The sequence below is a fragment of the Streptomyces sp. NPDC097129 genome (genome assembly GCF_055668065.1).
Window position 1 is genome coordinate 310861 of record NZ_JBVOQE010000007.1, and the last position, 15903, is coordinate 326763.

Consider the following 15903-nt stretch of genomic DNA (forward strand, 5'->3'; position numbering starts at 1 on the left):
GCGGTCGCCGGCGTCCCGGCCGTCGCAGCCCGCCGCCGTCCCGGTCACAGCGCTTCCAGCTCCCGCAGCATCGCCGCCCGTAGCCGCAGCGTCGTCATCAGCCGCTGGAACGCCTCCGCCCAGTAGCCCCCGGCCCCCGGCGACGCGTCCTCCGGTTCGTCCGGCACCGCGAGCAGCCCGTCGAGCCGCCCGGCCTCCGCGGGATCCAGGCAGCGCTCGGCCAGCCCCATCACACCGCTGAAACTCCATGGGTAACTCCCCGCGTCCCGCGCGATGTTCAGTGCGTCGACCACCGCGCGCCCCAGCGGCGCCGCCCACGGCACCGCACACAACCCGAGCAGCTGAAACGCCTCGGACAGACCGTGCGCCGCGATGAACCCGGCGACCCACTCGGCCCGTTCGGCGGGCCGGAGCGTGGCGAGCAGCTTGGCCCGCTCGGCGAGGGAGACCGCGCCCGGACCGCCCGCCTCGGGCGCCGACGGCTCGCCGAGCAGAGCCCGCGCCCAGCCGCCGTCCCGTTGCCGGACCGCCGCCCGGCACCAGGCCGCGTGCAGTTCGCCCTGCCAGTCGTCGGCGACCGGCAGCGCCACGATCTCCGTCGGTGTCCGCCCGCAGAGCCGCCCGGACCAGATGCCGAGCGGCGTGGCCTCCACCAACTGACCCAACCACCACGACCGTTCACCCCGCCCGGTCGGAGCCGCGGACTGGACACCGTCGCGCTCCATGCCCGGGTCACACTCATGGGGCGCTTCCACGACGATCGTCGGCGTCTCGCGGGTGCGGTCCAGGGCCACGCAGGCGGCGGCACGCACCGCCATCCGGGCGGCCAGCGCCGACATCGGCAGCGCCGACAGCAGCTCCGCCGCCGTGGAACGCACGTTGCGGCTGCGGTCGGCGAGCGCCTGTTCCAGGAACGGCTCGTCGTCCGGGCCGAGACCCGTCCGCAGCGAGTCGAGGAACATCAACCGGTCCTCGGCACGCTCACTGGCCCAGGTCGCCGCCAGCAGCGCGCGGCCCGCCTCGGGGTCGCGGGCGCGCAGCGCGGACAGCAGGGCTACCCGCTCGGCGAACAGTCCCTCCTGCCACAGCCGCTCGATCTCCTCCTGCCGGCCCGGCTGCGGCAGTGCCGTGCCGCCGCCGGGCACCGCCCGCAGAGCGAACCTCCAGTCCGGGTTGAGCCGGGCCAGCCACAGCGCGCGCGGCCCGGCGAACTCCAGTACCGCCGGCCGCAGATCCGTCCGGCCGCGGGCCGCGTCGAGCAGCGCGGGTAGCGCCTGGGGCGGCGGCGCCCAGCCCCGGGCGTTCGCCGCGGCGAGCCACTGCGGCAGCAGCTCCATCAGATCCGGTGTCGTGCCTCTGCGGCCGGTGCCCGTGCCGGGGCGGTCGGCCAGCAGCGTCCCGAGTCTGCGCGCCGCCGCAGCGGGCAGCGGGGGCCGCGGGTCGGCCGGGGCGGGAACGGGACGGGGCGCGGCTGGGGCGGGCCGCAGCCCGGCACGGCGGCGCACGGTGGCCTCGGCCGCCGCGTCCAGCAGGGCCACCGGGGCCTCGCTGCCGCCGGCCGGCGTCGGCGGTGTGCGCCGGTCCGTACCGAGCAGCGCCGCGGTGACCAGGTCCTCCCAGGCACCGGACGCGGGCCGGGCCGACTGGGCCGGCCGGGCCGCCGGAGAGGGGGTCGTGTTCATGTGCGTCCTTTCGGGCGAAGGCACCGGAACGGATCAGGAACGGATGAGGAACGGAGGAGGACTCACCCGTGTGGGCGTCTCAGGTTGCCGGGGTTGCCGGGGTTGCCGGGGTTGCCGGGGCTGCCGGGGTAGCCGGGTTGTCGGGATGCCGGGATGCCGGACGGGGGCTGGCGGCGGGGCGGGTGTGCCACTTGGGCCTTCGAGCCTTCGGTCCTTCGGTCCTTCGGGCCCTTGGGCGCACGGCCGGGGCCTGCTCAGTGCAGGGACACGGCGTCACCGGGACCCTGGGGCCACGCGGTGAGTGGGCTGAAGCCGCGGTGCCCGCACTCGCCGAAGACCGTCACGGGGTTGCCGCCCGAGAGGGCCACCAGCCGCCACAGACCGGGGCGGGCCGCCGCGGCCGGGACGAGCGGCAGCGCGCCGTCACCGTCGGCGTCCGCGAGCTGCCACGTGTCCCCGCCGGGCGCCGGTATCACCGACTCCAGCGTCACCGGGACGGACTCCAGCCACGGATCGTCCCGCAGAGCCTCGCCGTAACGGGTGGTCGCCTGCGCGGTCGTCACCCCCTTGGGCCGTACGGCCGTCCGGGCCGGTGGGCCGAACTGCTCGCCCAGCGCCACCCGGTGCCGACCATCACCCGGATAGGCGGACACCTCCGCGTCCAGGGCCAGGCCTACCGGCAGGGCCGGCTCCGGGGCGCGGCCGGCAGCGCCGTACGACAGCAGCAGCGCCGTACGGTCGGTGGCGACGCCGTGCAGCCAGATCCGGCGGGTCGTCAGCTTCGCGTCCCCCGTGTCGTACTGCGCGAGGACCAGCCACTGGTCGCGCACCGGCGGTCCCTCCGGCGCCGTGGGCAGGCCGACGCGGGAGCGGACCGTCGCCGCCAGGCCCTCCGGGAGCCGCTCGCGGTGCAGCCAGCCCTGGTCGAGGAGGTGCACCAGCGCGCACTCCTCCAGCAGCCGCACCGGCCAGCCCGGACCGGAACCCGGTATCGCGCCCAACTCCCGTACCCGTGCGGCCAGCCCGGGCGCCTGTGCGTCGACCATGCGGGCCGCTGTCTCCTCCCACATCCCGTACCCCGCCTGCTCGGCCGTGGCCAGACCCGAGCGCAGCAGGTCCGCCAGACGCCGCTCCAGCTCCGTGGCGCCGGCGGTGATCCGCTCGGCCCGGCGTGCGGCCCGCCGCCGGGCCGCCTCCGGATCGGCGGAGGGCGCCGCGGGCCCCGCCGTCCCCTCCGCCGCTGCCCGCTCCCGTCTCCCCTCCATCCATTGCGCCACCCACGCCGGCGGCTCCGCCCGGACCACCGCGTCCTCGCCGCCCGACCACAGCAGCAACAACCCGAGCGCGTGCTTGCACGGGAACTTCCGGCTCGGGCAACTGCAGGAATACGCGGGCCCGGAGGCGTCCGCGAGATCCACCACCGTCCGGTACGGCGTACTGCCGCTTCCCCTGCACAGCCCCCACATCGTCCCCTCGCCGGAACTGCCCGCCTCGGCCCACGGCCCGGCCACGCCGAGCTTGCTACCCGCTGTGCGCGACGCGGCGTCAGGTGCCAGTGCCAGCACCTGGTCCGCACTCCAGCGCACCCCCTGCTCAGTCATGTCTCGACGGTAGGTCCCCCCACTGACAATCGGGCCTGCGAGCGCGTTTGCGCAGGTCGGGACGCGTTGTCAGTGGGGTGGTGCACGGTGGATGCCAGATCACCGACCGGCCCAGCTGGAGGGGGACTTCGCCATGTCTGTGACCGTGGATCAACCGACATCCGACGAAGCGGAAGAAGCAGAAGAAGCGGCAGAAGCGAAGGAAGCGAAGGAAGCGGACGAGACGGGACCGACCGCTGCGCACCCGACCGTGGCACGACCGGGCGAGGCGCGAGCGGCCGACGTCCTGCGGGCGCACGCCGAGGACGCCTTCGCGCACGAACTCGCCGCGCTCGCGGCGCAGGACGACCGTCCGCGCCCGCCGCGCTGGAAGCTGTCCCCGTGGGCGGTCGCGACCTACCTGCTCGGCGGCGCCCTGCCCGACGGCACGGTGATCACGCCGAAGTACGTGGGGCCGCGCCGTATCGTCGAGGTCGCCGTCACCACGCTCGCCACCGACCGTGCCCTGCTCCTGCTCGGCGTGCCCGGCACGGCCAAGACCTGGGTGTCCGAGCATCTCGCGGCGGCCGTCAGCGGCGACTCCACCCTGCTCGTGCAGGGCACCGCCGGCACGCCGGAGGAGGCCATCCGCTACGGCTGGAACTACGCGCAACTGCTCGCGAACGGCCCCAGCCGCGACGCCCTCGTGCCCAGCCCCGTCATGCGCGCCATGGCCGAGGGCATGACCGCCCGCGTCGAGGAACTCACCCGTATCCCGGCGGACGTGCAGGACACGCTGATCACGATCCTGTCGGAGAAGACCCTGCCGATACCGGAGCTGGGCCAGGAGGTCCAGGCGGTCCGCGGCTTCAACCTGATCGCCACGGCCAACGACCGCGACCGGGGGGTCAACGACCTCTCCAGCGCGCTGCGCCGCCGCTTCAACACGGTCGTGCTGCCGCTGCCGGAGAGCGTCGAGGCCGAGGTGGACATCGTCTCCCGGCGCGTCGACCAGATCGGCCGCTCGCTCGACCTGCCGGCCGCGCCCGACGGCATCGACGAGATCCGCCGCGTCGTCACCGTCTTCCGTGAACTGCGCGACGGCGTCACGGCCGACGGGCGCACGAAGGTCAAGTCGCCCAGCGGCACGCTCTCGACGGCCGAGGCGATCTCCGTCGTCACGGGCGGGCTCGCGCTGGCCGCCCACTTCGGCGACGGCGTGCTGCGGGCCGGCGACGTCGCCGCGGGCATCCTCGGCGCCGTGGTCCGTGACCCGGCCGCCGACCGGGTGGTGTGGCAGGAGTACCTGGAGGCGGTGGTCCGCGAGCGCGACGGCTGGACCGACTTCTACCGGGCCTGCCGGGAGGTGAGCGCGTGACGCGTGGCGACGACGACCTCGGGTGGGGCCGCTCCGCGGGACGCGAGGGGACCGGCGGTTCCTCCGGGAGCGGTGGGGCCGGACGCGACGGCGGCTCCCAGGGACAGGTGTGCGTGCCGGAGACGGCGCTGTAAGGGCGCGCGGAGACGACGACCCGTGGTGGTCGCGCAGGTGAGGACATGTGCCGTGCAGGTGAGGGGGATGCGATGACGGACGGTGAGGTCACCCGGCGGAGGTGGCCGGGCCCGGGGCCGCTGCTGCTCGGGGTGCGGCACCACGGGCCCGGCTCGGCCCGCGCGGTGCGGGCGGCGCTGGACGCGGCGCGGCCGCGGGCGGTGCTGGTCGAGGGACCGCCCGAGGCCGACGCCCTCGTTCCGCTGGCCGCCGACGCGGACATGCGGCCGCCCGTCGCGCTGCTGGCCCACGCGGTGGACGAACCCGGCCGCTCGGCGTTCTGGCCGTTCGCCGAGTTCTCCCCGGAGTGGGTCGCGATCCGCTGGGCCCTGGCCCACGACGTCCCCGCCCGCTTCATCGACCTGCCCGCCGCCCACTCGCTGGCCTGGGATCGGGACGAGAGCGAAGGGAGGCTGCCCGGCCGGCCTGAGGGGGAGGAGGGGCAAGAGGGAGCGGAGGGAACGGACGGCGGCGCGGACCGGGGCGGCGGCGAGCGCGGAGACCAGGACGGTGGCGGCGACGAGGCCGTGCCCGGCGGATCCGAGGGGGGCGGGTCTGTGCCGGATGGGCCGGAGGGGGGTGGGCCGGAGCGGGGTGGGCCGGCGGCCGGAGTGCGGCTCGATCCGCTCGCCGTGCTCGCCGAGGTCGCCGGGTACGACGATCCGGAGCGCTGGTGGGAGGACGTCGTCGAGCACCGCGGGCCGGGGCGGCGGGACCCGTTCGCGCCGTTCACCGCGCTCGAGGAGGCGATGGCGGCGCTGCGGGAGACCTACGGCAGCGGGGGACACGACCGGGACCTCGTGCGCGAGGCTCAGATGCGGCTCCAACTGCGTTCGGCGCACAAGGAGTTCGGTGACGACGTCGCCGTGGTGTGCGGCGCCTGGCATGTGCCGGCGCTGCGGCGGCGCACGACGGTCGCGGCCGACAAGGCGCTGCTCAAGGGGCTGCCGAAGGTCAAGACCGACCTGACGTGGGTGCCGTGGACGTATCGCAGGCTCGCCCGGGCCGGCGGATACGGCGCCGGAATCGACTCGCCGGGGTGGTACGGGCATCTGTTCGGCGCGCCGGACAGGCCCGTCGAGCGGTGGATGACCAAGGTGGCCGGGCTGTTGCGGGAGGAGGACCGCATCGTCTCCTCCGCGCACGTCATCGAGGCGGTGCGGCTCGCCGAGACGCTGGCGGCGGTGCGCGGGCGCCCGCTGGCGGGGCTGAGCGAGACGACCGACGCCGTGCGGGCCGTGATGTGCGAGGGCTCGGACGTGCCGCTGGCGCTGGTGCGGGACCGGCTCGTCGTGGGGGACGTGCTGGGAGAGGTGCCGCGGACGGCGCCGGCGGTGCCGTTGCAGCGCGACCTCGAGCGCTCGCAGCGCAGGCTGCGGCTCAAGCCGGAGGCGGCGGAGCGGGAGCTGGAGCTCGACCTGCGCAAGGACACCGACAGCGAGCGCAGCCGGCTGCTGCACCGGCTCCGGCTGCTGCGGATCACCTGGGGCGAGCCGGTCGCCTCGCGGGGCAGTACGGGCACGTTCCGGGAGACCTGGAGGCTGCGTTGGGAGCCGGAGCTGCCCGTGCGGGTCGCCGAGGCCGGGGTGTGGGGGACGACCGTGCTCGCCGCGGCCACCGGCAAGGCCGAGGCGGACGCGCTCGCCGCGCAGGCCCTGGCGGAGGTCACCGCGCTGGCCGAGCAGTGCCTGCTGGCGGGGCTCGGTGACGCGCTGCCCACCGTGATGCGGGTCCTCGCCGACCGGGCCGCGCTGGACACGGACGTCGGGCATCTGGCGCAGGCCCTGCCCGCCCTGGTCCGTTCCCTGCGCTACGGGGACGTGCGCGGCACGGACACCGCCGCGCTCGCGGAGGTCGCCGCGGGACTCGCCGAGCGGATCTTCGTCGGCCTGCCCCCGGCCTGCGCCGCGCTCGACCCGGACGCCGCCGCCCAGATGCGGCGCCATGTGGACGCGGTGCACACGGCGGTGGCTCTGCTCGGCGACACGGGGGCGACGACGGCCACCGCGGGAACCGAGGCCGACGCGACGGCCCCGACTCCCCGCGCCAGCCATGCCGCACCGGCCACCTCGGGCACCCCGCAGACCCCCGACCCCGCCCCCGCCTCGGCCCCGGTCGCGCCCCCGCCCCCGCTCCCGGCCGACGGTCGCCGTGGCCTGCGCGTCCGCTGGCAGGGCGTGCTGGGGGTGCTGTCGGGGCGGGACACCGTGCCCGGTGTGATCCGTGGGCGGGCGGTGCGGCTGCGGCTGGACGACGGCGCGCTGGGCCAGGACGAGGCGGCCCGGCTGATGGGGCTCGCCCTGTCGCCGGGGACGCCGCCGGCCGACGCGGCCGCGTGGATCGAGGGCTTCGTCGGCGGCGGGGGCGGCGGGCTGCTGCTCCTGCACGACGAGCGGCTGCTCGCTCTGGTGGACGGCTGGCTGACCGGGGTGCCCGCGGAAGCGTTCACGGACGTGCTGCCCCTGCTGCGGAGGACGTTCTCGGCGTACGAGCCGGGGGTGAGAAGAACGCTCGGCGAGCTGGTGCGGCGCGGGCCGCAGGACCGGGGGAGCGGGGCCACCGCCGGCGCCGAGGGCGTGCCCGGCTTCGGGCCCGGCCTGGACGCCGAGCGGGCGGACGCGGTGCTCCCCGTGGTGCGGCTGCTGCTGGGCCTGTACGGCGACCGGGGGACGTCAGGCATCAACGACCTCGCGGAGGCGAGCGCATGACCACGGACCGCACGGAACGCGTCGCCGCGAACCGCCTGACCACGGAACGCACCACCACGGACCCCATGCCCGAAAACGCGACCGCAGCGCACGCCCCCGACCCGGCGGCTGCGCCGGAACGGCTGCGCCGCTGGCGGCTCGTGCTCGGTGGGGAGGCCGCGGACGGTACGGGGTGTGCGCTGTCGGGCCGGGACGCGGCCATGGACGGGGCGCTCACCGCGCTGTACGGCAGGGAGGACAAGGCGCAGAAGGGGCGGGACCGTTCGGCGGGTCTGGGCGCGTCGGCGCCGTCCGTCGCGCGGTGGCTCGGGGACATCCGCACGTACTTCCCCTCCTCCGTCGTCCAGGTCATGCAGCGTGATGCCATCGACCGGCTCGGTCTGGCGGCGCTGCTGCTGGAGCCGGAGATGCTGGAGGCGGTGGAGGCCGACGTGCACCTCGTCGGGACGCTGCTGTCGCTGAACAAGGCGATGCCCGAGACGACGAAGGAGACCGCGCGGGCGGTGGTGCGCAAGGTCGTGGAGGACCTGGAGAAGCGGCTCGCCACCCGCACCCGGGCCGCCCTCACCGGCGCGCTGGACCGCAGCGCCCGCGTCCGGCGCCCGCGCCACCACGACATCGACTGGAACCGGACGATCGCGGCCAACCTCAAGCACTACCTGCCGGAGCGGCGGACGGTCGTGCCGGAGCGGCTCATCGGGTACGGGCGGGCCGCGCAGTCCGTGAAGAAGGACATCGTGCTGTGCGTCGACCAGTCCGGTTCGATGGCGGCGTCCGTCGTCCACGCCTCCGTCTTCGGCGCGGTGCTGGCCTCGATGCGGTCGATCAACACACGGCTGGTCGTCTTCGACACGGCGGTCGTCGACCTCACGGACCACCTGGACGACCCGGTGGACGTGCTGTTCGGCACGCAGTTGGGCGGCGGTACGGACATCAACCGGGCGCTCGCCTACTGCCAGTCGCGGATCAGCCGGCCCGCGGAGACGGTGGTCGTCCTGATCAGTGACCTGTACGAGGGCGGCATACGCGACGAGATGCTCAAGCGGGTCGCGGCGATGAAGGCGTCGGGGGTGCAGTTCGTGGCGCTGCTCGCGCTGTCGGACGAAGGGGCACCCGCCTACGACCGTGACCACGCGGCCGCGCTGGCCGCGCTGGGCGCTCCGGCGTTCGCCTGCACCCCCGACCTGTTCCCGGAGGTGATGGCGGCGGCGATCGAGAAGCGGCCGCTGCCCGTACCGGACACGTCTGCCCAGCGGTAGACCGGGAAGGCCGGCGGTAGACCGGGAAGGCCAGCGGTAGACCGCGAAGGACGGGGGGCGGCCACCCCCTCGGTCCGCTCGCCGCCTCCGGAGGTGTGACGCGACCCGTCACCCCCGGGTATGTCCATGACATCCATGGGTATCCGGGGCAGCGGACACCGCGTCGCGTCGTGGCTGACCGGTGCATGACCGGCTCCGTGGGGGCGACGGACCCGGACGGCCGAAAGCCGTCGGCCCGTCCGGCGGGCCCCCGCGGTAAGGAGGCCGGACGGTCCCCATTGGGGTGGGGGCCGTCCGCCTCACGCCCCGGAGCCGGACCACAGGCCCGGCTCCGGGGCTGCTCAGGGGCCTCACCGGGTCAACCCCAGCCCGGTGAGGTCCCGCACTGGATGGCACGCAGTGCCGTGAGTCGCGGCATCGTGTGACGGGTATCACCGCTCAGGTGTGACCTCCGATTTAGAGCCCCAACGCCAGCGGGGATAACCTGCGAGACGGACATGCCGCGCGCTCGGACACCGTGTGCGCCTCCCTTGTGACAAGCGGACGTCACGTTGCCCTTCGCGGCACGCCCACGCATCCAACGAACCGCGAGATCACTGATAGGGACGGAAGCGCGTGGACCTGTTCGAGTACCAGGCGAGGGACCTCTTCGCCAAGCACGATGTACCGGTGCTGGCCGGTGAAGTCATCGACACGCCTGAGGCGGCCCGCGCAGCCACCGAGCGTCTCGGTGGCAAGTCCGTCGTCAAGGCCCAGGTGAAGGTCGGCGGCCGTGGCAAGGCCGGCGGCGTCAAGCTCGCCGCCACCACCGACGAGGCGGTCGAGCACGCGACCAACATCCTCGGCATGGACATCAAGGGCCACACGGTCCACAAGGTGATGATCGCCGAGACGGCCCCGGAGATCCTGGAGGAGTACTACGTCTCCTTCCTCCTCGACCGTGCCAACCGCACCTTCCTCTCCATCGCCTCCGTCGAGGGCGGCATGGAGATCGAGGAGGTGGCGGCCAGCCGCCCCGAGGCCGTCGCGAAGATCGCGATCGACGCCATCGACGGTGTGGACGAGGCCAAGGCCCGCGAGATCGTCGAGGCCGCCAAGTTCCCGGCCGAGGTCGCCGACAAGGTCGCGAACGTCCTCATCAAGCTGTGGGACACCTTCATCAAGTCGGACGCCCTCCTCGTCGAGGTCAACCCGCTCGCGAAGGTCGCCTCCGGCGAGGTCATCGCCCTCGACGGCAAGGTGTCGCTGGACGAGAACGCCGAGTTCCGTCACCCCGAGTACGAGGCGCTCCACGATAAGGCGGCGGCCAACCCGCTCGAGGCCGCGGCCAAGGAGAAGAACCTCAACTACGTCAAGCTCGACGGCGAGGTCGGCATCATCGGCAACGGTGCGGGTCTCGTGATGAGCACCCTCGACGTCGTCGCGTACGCCGGTGAGAAGCACAAGAACGTCAAGCCCGCCAACTTCCTCGACATCGGTGGCGGCGCCTCCGCCGAGGTCATGGCGAACGGCCTGGAGATCATCCTGGGCGACCCGGACGTCAAGTCCGTCTTCGTCAACGTCTTCGGCGGCATCACCGCCTGCGACGCCGTCGCGAACGGCATCGTGCAGGCCCTGGAGCTCCTCGAGAGCAAGGGCGAAGAGGTCACCAAGCCGCTGGTCGTCCGTCTCGACGGCAACAACGCCGAGCTGGGCCGCCAGATCCTGGACGACCGCAACCACCCGCTCGTGCAGCGCGTGGACACCATGGACGGCGCGGCCGACAAGGCCGCCGAGCTGGCTGCTGCAGCGAAGTAAGGGACGAGGTCACACAACACCATGGCTATCTTCCTCACCAAGGAATCCAAGGTCATCGTCCAGGGCATGACCGGCTCCGAGGGCCAGAAGCACACCCGGCGCATGCTGGCGTCGGGCACCAACATCGTCGGCGGTGTGAACCCGCGCAAGGCCGGCACCACGGTCGACTTCGACGGCACCGAGGTCCCGGTCTTCGGCTCCGTCAAGGAGGCCGTCGACAAGACCGGCGCCGACGTCACGGTCATCTTCGTCCCGGAGAAGTTCACCAAGGACGCGGTCGTCGAGGCCATCGACGCCGAGATCCCGCTGGCCGTCGTCATCACCGAGGGCGTCGCCGTGCACGACACGGCGTCCTTCTGGGCGTACGCCGGCAAGAAGGGCAACAAGACCCGGATCATCGGCCCGAACTGCCCCGGCCTGATCACCCCCGGCCAGTCGAACGCCGGCATCATCCCGGCCGACATCACCAAGCCGGGCCGTATCGGCCTGGTCTCGAAGTCCGGCACGCTGACGTACCAGATGATGTACGAGCTGCGTGACATCGGCTTCTCGACCTGCGTCGGCATCGGCGGTGACCCGATCATCGGCACCACCCACATCGACGCCCTGAAGGCCTTCCAGGACGACCCCGACACCGACCTGATCGTCATGATCGGCGAGATCGGCGGCGACGCCGAGGAGCGGGCCGCGGCCTTCATCAAGGAGAACGTGACCAAGCCGGTCGTCGGCTACGTCGCGGGCTTCACCGCGCCCGAGGGCAAGACCATGGGTCACGCCGGCGCGATCGTCTCCGGCTCTTCTGGCACCGCACAGGCCAAGAAGGAGGCCCTCGAGGCCGCCGGCGTCAAGGTCGGCAAGACGCCGACCGAGACGGCCAAGCTCGCCCGCGAGATCCTGGCCGGCTGACATTCCTGACTGACCGCCGGTTGGCCCGTCCCCTTGGCTGGGGCGGGCCAACCGGCGTTTCACTCACCCGCTGCACCGCCGCGCGGGCGCGACCGGCCAGGACGGACCCGCACCCGGCGAAAAGACAAGCCCCCCACGGCCGGATGCCGCTCACCGATCCGACGGAGTCAACCGTTCCGGCCCACTCGCGGCGGAGCTCCGCAACTTCGCCCGCAGTTCCACCTCCGCCTCCGACAACGGCCCCGGAGCCGCCCTGGGCGGCACACCGCGCACCGCCTCGCCCGGCGCCACCGGTGGCTCGTACTGCGTCGGAGCCGAGCGCAGCGTCAGCGCCGTCGCCCCGATGATCGTGACCGTGAACGCGATCGCCGCCCGCGTCCAGAACCGCGCCCGGCGTTCGCCGCCGGACCGCACGTTCGTCGGGCGGGGAGCGCGCAGCCGTTCCGTCGCGGCCACCTCCGCCAGCCGCCGGTGCAGCACGTCCGGATCGCCTACCTCCGGCAGCTTCGCGGCGATCGCCTCCCGCGCGTGGATCAGCCGGTACGCGGTCGCGGGGGTGCTCGCCTCCGTCTCCGCCGCCGTCTCGGGCAGGCCGAGCCCCACACCGTCGTAGAGCAGCAGCGTGCGCCGGTAGGACGGCGGGAGCTTGAGCAGGACGTCCATCAGCGCGCGGTCGGCCGGGGCGGCCGGGGGCGGCTCCGGGTGGCGGTAGCGGGGGCGGAACCGGTGCCACGGGGACAGGGCGTACTCGTACACCGCCATCCGCACCCAGCCCGCCGGGTCCCGGTCCCGGGCGACCTCGGGCCAGCGCTCCCAGGCCCGTTGGAAGGCGCGCTCCACGGACTCCCGGGCCAGCTCCCGCCGCCCGGTGAGCAGATACGCCTGCCGGACCAGCGCCGGGGCGCAGAAGGCGTACAGCGCGTCGAAGGCCTGATCGGGCGTCAGCGAGCCCCCGGCGACCGCCACGGCGGCGGACTCGGGGGACGCGCCCGACGGCGTACCCCCCACCGAGGCCACCGTCACCTTGGTGACGCGGCCGGCCTCCTGAGCCCCCGTCACCGACCCGGCGCTTCCCGCCAGCGACTCCAGCAGCGTCACGTACGCCTCCCGTTCCGGGCCGCGCGGTGCCGTGCGGCCGGACTCCCACGCGCGCACCGCACCCTTGGACACGCCCAGCCTGGAAGCGAGCTGAGCCTGGGTCAGCGAAGCGGCCTCGCGCAGGCGCCGGCGTTCCTTCGGCGGGGGGAGCGGGCTGGCAGGGCTCTGCGTCACCGGACACCCCTTCGTACGAAAAAGAACATAAACGTATATTGGGCGACACAACGGAGCTTCGCCTGTTACGCCGGGAAAGCGCGTGTCGTTGGGAGCATGGCGGTCGTGATCCAGATGACCGTCCGCCGAACGTCGTTGCCGCGTCTGCTCCGCCGGGTGCGTGGCCGCTCGTCCGGGCTGGCCGCGAGCCTGCTGGGCGGCGTGGTCGCCGCGGGCCTCGGCCTCGGCTCGCTCGCCGTGCTCGTCCTGTCGCTGTGGATCAGCTCCCCGTACCCGGACAGCGGACCCGGCGGCGCCCTGCACATCGCGGCCGCCCTGTGGGTCCTCGGGCACGGCGCCGAACTCGTCCGCACCGACACCCTCGCCGGCGTGCCCGCCCCCGTGGGGGTGACGCCGTTGCTGCTCATGGCCGTTCCCGTCTGGCTGGTGCACCGGGCGGCCCGCGACGCCGTCTACGGCCACGACAGCGTGGAGCCCGTCACCGGCCGCACGGCCTTCACCGGCGTCGTCCTCGGCTACCTCGGTGTCGCCGCGGCGGCCCTGCTGTACGTGTCCTCGCGCGGGGAGCTGCGGCCGTCCTGGACCTGGCCGGGCCCGGCCATGCTGCCGCTCCTCGTCGTCATCGCGGCCGGCGCGGGCGTGTGGACGGCGCACGGCCATCCCCGCGAGCCCCTCGACAACGTGCTGACGGTGCTGCCGGGCCCGGTGCGGCGGCTGCTGCTCGGCTCGCAGGGGCGGGCCCGGCTGGGCGCGGCCGCGCGCGCCGCGTGCGCCGGTGCGGCGGTGCTGTGCGGAGGCGGGGCGCTGCTGGTGGCCGTGTCGCTGGTGTGGCACAACGGGGCGGCCCGGGAGTCGTTCCTGCAGCTGACGGAAGGGTGGTCGGGCCGGTTCGCGGTGCTGCTGCTGTGCCTGGTGCTGGTGCCGAACGCGGCGGTGTGGGGCGCCGCCTACGCCGTCGGCCCGGGTTTCGCCCTGTCCGTCGGGCACCTCACCAGCCCGCTCGGCTCCGACCCGGCCCCGCTGTTGCCGCCGTTCCCGCTGCTGGCCGCGGTCCCCGCGGGCGGACCCGGCACGCCGCTGCACTGGGCCACGGCGGCGGTGCCGCTGGCGGCCGGGGTGACGGTGGGCTGGTTCCTGGCGGTGGCGGCGACCGGCCCCGGCCGGAGCGGGCTGCCGGGCGGTGTGTGGTCAGCGGGCCGGACGGCCGGGGCCGCGGTCCTCGCGTCCGTACTGTGCGGGGCGCTGCAGGCCGCTCTCGCGGCGCTGGCGGGCGGCCCGCTCGGGGTGGCGGCGCTGTCCCGGTTCGGCCCGGTGGGGTGGCAGGTGGGTGCGGCGACCGTCCTGTGGATCGCCGCCGCGGCGATCCCGGTGGCCCTGGCCCGGCGCGCGTGGCGCGGCCGCTCCCGCCGGGCGGCCGCCGGGGGCACACGGACCGGTACCGCGACGGCCGCACGCCCCGCGACCGGGGTCAAGGAGACGCCCGCGGCGTCGGCCGTACGGCCGAGGATCGGCGGTCCGCGCTCCGAGCCGGCGCCGGCGCCGGCCGGGACGGCCAGAACCCGGCGCTCCCGCAGCCGGCTTCCGTGGCGACGGCGGCCGGCCGGGCAGCAGCCCACCACGGGCCGCACCCGGCACGCGGAGCCGGAGATCTACGACGCCGAGACCCCGAAGGACCCCTTCGCCCGGTACGACCGCGAGGACCCCGCGGACGACCCCTTCACGGCCTACGGCGTGGACAAGGCGACCACGCTGCCCGGCACGGCCTACGACGGCATCGCCCCCGCCGGGGGCAGGGCGACCGGAACAGCGCCCCGCGCGAACGACAAACCCGTACCCCGCGCGGATGACAAACCCCCAGCCCGCCCGGATGACAAACCCACACCCCGCCCGGACGACAAGCCCGCGCCGCCCGCCGCCCTCACACCACCGCAGGCAGCACCCTTGGCGGACCGGTCACCCGCCCCCGCAGGGCCGCCCGCAACACCCGCCCAACCACCGACAGCACCCGCGGCGCCTCCCACGGCACCCGCCCAACCACCGACAGCACCCGCGGCCCCTCCCACAGCGCCCGCGGAAACACCCGCAGGGCCCGCGGAAACACCCGCAGCGCCCGCAGAAACACCCCGGGCGCTCCCGGCCCCACCGCCCCCACCGGTGGAACCCCCGGCACCCCCTGCGCCGTAGAACCGCTCGTCAGCCCTCGCCCAAGAACTCGTCAGCCCTCGCCCAGGAAGCCGCGCAGCTCCGACGGCAGCAGTTGCTGGCAGGACTGCTTCGCCTCGTTGGTCAGGGCGTCGCCGGTGCACGTGTAGTAGTCGCGGTAGACGAGCTGCGACGCGAAGCCCGCGGCGACCAGCGCCAGGGCGAGGGACGCCGTGACGAGGCCGCTGACGGCGGCCGTGGTCTGCGGGCGGCCGCCCGCGTCGGAGGCGCCGGACCGGGCGGCTCTGCCGCGCAGGGCGCTGATGCCCCAGTACAGGGCGAGCGCGCCGAGCAGCAGGGCCACGGCGGGCCAGCCGAAGAGGGCGAAGAAGAAGGCCCACATGCCGGACAGCAGCGAGTACCGGGCACGCCGCTGCACGGGGTCGGTGGGGTCCCAGCGCATGGGGGGACCGCTTCCGTCACCGCCGCCGGCCGGCTTCTCGGGCCCGCCGCCGGGCCGCTCGCCGAAGCCGCCGGAGGAGCGGTCGGGCTGCCGGTCGCTCCACCGGCCCCAGGGCGAGCCGCCGTCCTGCCCGTCTCCGCCCTGCCCGTCTCCGCCCTGCCCGCCGTGGCCGTTGCCGCCCCGGCCGCCCCCGCCGACCGGGTGCCGCGGCTGCCACGGCCGGTCCGGGGTGCCCTCCGGCGGCGGCGCGAAGGGGTTGTCGTCCTCGCGGCCCTGGCCGCCGCTTCCCTGCCCGGGGCCGTCGGGCGCCTCGGGCGGGGAGGACGGCCGCTCCCGCAGCAGCACGGTGCCACGCTCCCCTGTCTGGCCCGTGCGGGCCGGGGGCGATGGGAACGTGAGGAGTCGCAGGCTGCGGTCCGGCATCAAGAGAGCGTCTTCCCCTAGGTGACTACGGCTGTCCGACGGTCGTCCCACATGCGCCCCCGCGCTGCTCAGGTCAGGGCTCCCACATGGGCTTCCACCCCGGAAACGCACCGCACGTC

11 protein-coding genes are annotated in these 15903 nt (G+C 74.7%); 7 read left to right on the top strand and 4 right to left on the bottom strand.

The window, feature by feature from the left end:
• Positions 1-44: 44 nt before the first annotated feature.
• The gene (locus AC0B9F_RS22095; RefSeq protein WP_472005118.1) at positions 45-1682 is read right to left on the bottom strand and encodes a DUF5691 domain-containing protein; all 1638 of its coding nucleotides are present in this window, start codon (positions 1680-1682) and stop codon (positions 45-47) included.
• 254 nt (positions 1683-1936) lie between these two features.
• Entirely contained in the window at positions 1937-3283 is a 1347-nt protein-coding gene (locus AC0B9F_RS22100; protein WP_472005120.1) for an SWIM zinc finger family protein, read from the bottom strand.
• Between the two features lie 133 nt (positions 3284-3416).
• Between AC0B9F_RS22100 and AC0B9F_RS22105 the strand changes: the two genes are divergently transcribed.
• The 6 genes from AC0B9F_RS22105 (at position 3417) to sucD (ending at position 11484) form a co-directional block, all read left to right on the top strand.
• Positions 3417-4640 carry an ATP-binding protein gene (locus AC0B9F_RS22105; RefSeq protein ID WP_472005332.1) on the top strand — a complete coding sequence of 408 codons (1224 nt, stop codon included), beginning with the start codon at positions 3417-3419 and terminating at the stop codon, positions 4638-4640.
• Complete coding sequence (locus tag AC0B9F_RS22110) at positions 4637-4774, top strand: hypothetical protein (RefSeq protein WP_472005123.1); 138 nt, start codon at positions 4637-4639, stop codon at positions 4772-4774. Before AC0B9F_RS22105 ends, AC0B9F_RS22110 begins: the two co-directional genes overlap by 4 nt.
• Positions 4775-4846: 72 nt before the next feature.
• Entirely contained in the window at positions 4847-7522 is a 2676-nt protein-coding gene (locus tag AC0B9F_RS22115; RefSeq protein ID WP_472005125.1) for a DUF5682 family protein, read from the top strand.
• A gap of 65 nt (positions 7523-7587) precedes the next feature.
• Entirely contained in the window at positions 7588-8781 is a 1194-nt protein-coding gene (locus AC0B9F_RS22120; protein WP_472005334.1) for a VWA domain-containing protein, read from the top strand.
• 615 nt (positions 8782-9396) lie between these two features.
• Entirely contained in the window at positions 9397-10578 is a 1182-nt protein-coding gene (sucC, locus tag AC0B9F_RS22125) for an ADP-forming succinate--CoA ligase subunit beta (protein WP_472005128.1), read from the top strand.
• 21 nt (positions 10579-10599) lie between these two features.
• The gene (sucD, locus tag AC0B9F_RS22130; protein WP_472005131.1) at positions 10600-11484 is read left to right on the top strand and encodes a succinate--CoA ligase subunit alpha; all 885 of its coding nucleotides are present in this window, start codon (positions 10600-10602) and stop codon (positions 11482-11484) included.
• Between the two features lie 150 nt (positions 11485-11634).
• Here the strand turns inward: sucD and AC0B9F_RS22135 are convergent, their stop codons facing one another.
• Positions 11635-12756 (bottom strand): helix-turn-helix domain-containing protein, encoded by a 1122-nt coding sequence (locus AC0B9F_RS22135; protein WP_472005133.1) that lies wholly within the window; start codon positions 12754-12756, stop codon positions 11635-11637.
• A 96-nt stretch (positions 12757-12852) separates the two neighbouring features.
• On the opposite strand from AC0B9F_RS22135, the gene AC0B9F_RS22140 reads away from it, so the two are divergent.
• Positions 12853-14940, top strand: a complete 2088-nt coding sequence (locus tag AC0B9F_RS22140; protein ID WP_472005135.1) for a cell division protein PerM — start codon at positions 12853-12855, stop codon at positions 14938-14940.
• A gap of 31 nt (positions 14941-14971) precedes the next feature.
• On the opposite strand, the gene AC0B9F_RS22145 is transcribed toward AC0B9F_RS22140, so the two are convergent.
• The gene (locus AC0B9F_RS22145) at positions 14972-15784 is read right to left on the bottom strand and encodes a hypothetical protein (protein WP_472005136.1); all 813 of its coding nucleotides are present in this window, start codon (positions 15782-15784) and stop codon (positions 14972-14974) included.
• Positions 15785-15903 lie beyond the last annotated feature (119 nt).